Consider the following 3,174-nt stretch of genomic DNA (forward strand, 5'->3'; position numbering starts at 1 on the left):
CACTTTCGACAGTAACTCCGAATGGAGCATATTGGACCACACCCCCCGTGGACCGGCAAGGACACATCGCCCATCGTGGGAGCGTGCCCGCACGCGAACAGCCTCCCCACCCGCCTGTAGGAACCTGCTTGCAGGCGAACAGCCGGAGCCCGGGCGAACGCACGTTCGTTCGCGGCCGAGGCCGCTCCTACGGTGCCCCACCGCCCGTCTGTAGGAGCCTGCTTGCAGGCGAACCGGCGCGAACCGCCCCTACCGCAGGATCAGCGCGTCACCGCTGGGCTCCACCTCCACCCGATCGAGGAAGGTCCGCCCCAGGCGCGCCCGGTGGATGTGATCGTCCGGCACGATCACCGCGCTCACGCCACTGCGGCGGATGCCACCCACCCGCACTTCATCCAGCGTGACGCGGCGGGCGTTCACGCGGCCGCGCTCGGTACGCAGGTGCACGGTATTGCCGGCGTCGGCGTCCACCCCGGCGCGTTCGGCGTCGCGCTCGCGCAGCATCACCGATTCGGCCTCGCGGTCCACCTCCATGGTGATGGCCCGGCCGTTCACGCCCACGGTCAGGCTGTGCACCCCGCGCGAATCGGTGTACACGGTGACCCCGGGGCCGACGGCTTTCCCTGCGGCACCACCCGCTCCACCCGTCACGCCACCACGCGAAGCCCCCGCCCCGCGGTCCAGCCAGCGGGTCTCCCCCGCGAACTCCACCTGCACACGCCCGCCGCCCGCCTGCAGCACCCGAACCCCGCCGGGACCGCTCTCGCCCTCGGCCACCACGGCCCGCTCGCCGTCCACGGAGATCACCGCTTGCCCATCGAATACCGCGTGGACGGTGATCTCACCCGCAGACAGTGGGGCGACCTGGAGAAACCCCAAACACAGGAGCCACCCGAGGCGACCACCCCAACCCGACGCGAGCTTACTCATGTAATGAGCCCCCCATACCCGGTTACGCGCCCACGCGTGTGCGCAAGGCCAGGGCAAAACGAGGACACGATCATGGTCGATTGGCACTGCCCCGGGAGTTCATTTGGATCACTCTTCGACACATCCTCTCGGGAGGTGCCGCTCGGCCATGTCGTCGGCTGCGGCGCAGTACCAGCCGGCCACGTTGCCGTCATCCGCATAATCCGCATTCTTCGGCCGGAACGTCATGCTCGTGTCCCCGAGCGCCGAGTTGTCCCCATCCCAGCGAATTATGATCGTCAGGCCATCATCCTCGTCGTTTTCCAGCTCCACTTCACGGATATACTTCGCTGGCTCGAAATCATAGCCATCCGTATTCATGCCCTCCAGGCTCCTTCCCTGAGCCACCCTTTCCGCCACGTCCTGGCGCAACCCGGCGGTAATCGTCACACCCTCGGCGGCCTGCGCCCGCGCGGTGTATTCCATATAGGCCGGAACCGCGATCGCGGCCAGGATGCCGATGATCGCCACAACGATCATCAATTCGATCAACGTGAAGCCCTGCGTCGTCCTGCCTGTCATGGTGACTCTCTCCTCGAAGCCCGATAAATGCCTTATGGATTGCCCGGAGCAGCCGACCCTGCAGAGGCCTCTGCACCAGCGCTCAAGCTACAAAAAGCATTTCATGTGCCAAAAATGAGGAGTCAGACACATTTTCTGAAACAAAAAAGGCCGCCCCGAAGGGCGGCCTTTCTCACCGTGCCGAAGAAGACTCCGGCTGACGCTTCACTGCGCTAGATCAGTCGTCGCGGCAACCACCCGGGAGGTGATTTTCGGCCATGTCATCATCTTCGGCGCAGATCCAGCCCGCAATGTTGTTATTCTCGGCGTCCTGACCGTCATCCCAGTCACGGGGATACAGCAGCATATTACCCGACAGGCCCGAATTATCCGAATCCCAAGTGATAGTAATCGTCGGCCCATCATCGCCGTCATGAGCATACCCGATAGACTCGATATATTCACCGCGTTCGAGTTCGGTCACATCAGGCGAAAAATCGACGGTACGACCGGTGGCCACACGCTCAGCGATATCGGTGCGGAGGCCGGAGGTTACGGAAAGTCCTTCTGCCGCCTGGGCACGAGCGGTGTAGTCCTGATAGGCCGGCAGCGCGATGGCGGCCAGGATGCCGATGATCGCGACGACGATCATCAGTTCGATCAGGGTGAAGCCCTTTTGGGCGGAGCGATGCATTTTCTGCATGGTATGTCTCCTTGACATGGATTAGCGGGACCAGAGTCCAGCCACCTTTGGGTAGCCACCCGGAGTCATGCATCACCCATGCCAAAATAATGAAAATGCCTATCTTTCTGTTTATGCGGGATTTCACTTGCGAAGCCCGCTCCAACAGGGGTGACGAATTTCGTCACTCCCAGCAGGGTGACAAATCTCGTCACCCGAGGTGACAAAGCGTGTCACCTACAAGGGGCCTACCCGGTCCTCTGCCCCTCCAGCCGTTCGATATCGTCTTCTCCCAGATAATCCCCCGTCTGCACCTCGATCACCTCCAGCGGCCCCGGACCCGGGTTCGCCAGGCGGTGGATCCCGTGGACGGGGATGTAGGTGGACTGATCCTCGTGCAGGTCGAACACCTGCTCGCCGCGCGTGACGCGGGCGGTGCCGGCAACCACGATCCAGTGTTCGGCGCGGTGGCGGTGTCGCTGGAGGGAGAGCCGCGCGCCGGGGCGCACGTGCAGGTGTTTGACCTGGTAGCGCTCGCCGGTCTCCATGCTGCCGTAGTGGCCCCAGGGGCGGTGCACGGTGGGGTACTGGTGCACCTCGGGGCGGGACTGGTCGCGCAGGCGTTCGACCAGGGCGCGCAGTTCGGGGAGCCGGTCGCGGGGTGCGGCGAACACGGCGTCCGGGGTGGCGATCACGGCCGTGTCCTGCAGGCCGAGGGCGGCGACGAGGGTGTCGTGACCTTCGACCAGGCTGCGGGTGCAGTCTTCCAGTACGGTGTCGCCGCGGGTGTGGTTGCCCCGGGTGTCCGGTTGCTGCAGTGCGGCCAGCGCCTCCCAGGAGCCGATGTCGGTCCACCCGGCATCCAGCGGGGTGACGGCGGCGGCATCGGTGGCTTCCATCACGGCGTAGTCGATGGAGCGCGCGGGGGCCTGGCGGAAGGCCTCGGGGTCGGGGCGGAGGAAGTCGAGGTCGTGCCGGGCGCCGGCGATGGCGGCGCGCGCGGCGCGCGGGATGTCGGGGGC

4 protein-coding genes are annotated in these 3,174 nt (G+C 65.2%); all 4 read right to left on the bottom strand.

Features of this window, described 5'->3' with window-relative positions; genetic code table 11:
* Positions 1-249: 249 nt before the first annotated feature.
* On the bottom strand, positions 250-807 hold the full coding sequence (locus B1A74_RS13945; RefSeq protein WP_244269241.1) for a retropepsin-like aspartic protease family protein: 558 nt from the start codon (positions 805-807) through the stop codon (positions 250-252).
* 231 nt (positions 808-1,038) lie between these two features.
* Positions 1,039-1,491: a pilin gene (locus B1A74_RS13950; protein ID WP_018947715.1), complete on the bottom strand. Its 453-nt coding sequence runs from the start codon at positions 1,489-1,491 to the stop codon at positions 1,039-1,041.
* Between the two features lie 217 nt (positions 1,492-1,708).
* Positions 1,709-2,173: a pilin gene (locus tag B1A74_RS13955; RefSeq protein ID WP_077244981.1), complete on the bottom strand. Its 465-nt coding sequence runs from the start codon at positions 2,171-2,173 to the stop codon at positions 1,709-1,711.
* Between the two features lie 227 nt (positions 2,174-2,400).
* Positions 2,401-3,174, bottom strand: a 774-nt coding sequence (locus tag B1A74_RS13960) for a cupin domain-containing protein (protein ID WP_143592274.1), incomplete at its 5' end; no start/stop codon positions are given.

The organism is Thioalkalivibrio halophilus, from assembly GCF_001995255.1.
GTDB lineage: Bacteria > Pseudomonadota > Gammaproteobacteria > Ectothiorhodospirales > Ectothiorhodospiraceae > Thioalkalivibrio > Thioalkalivibrio halophilus.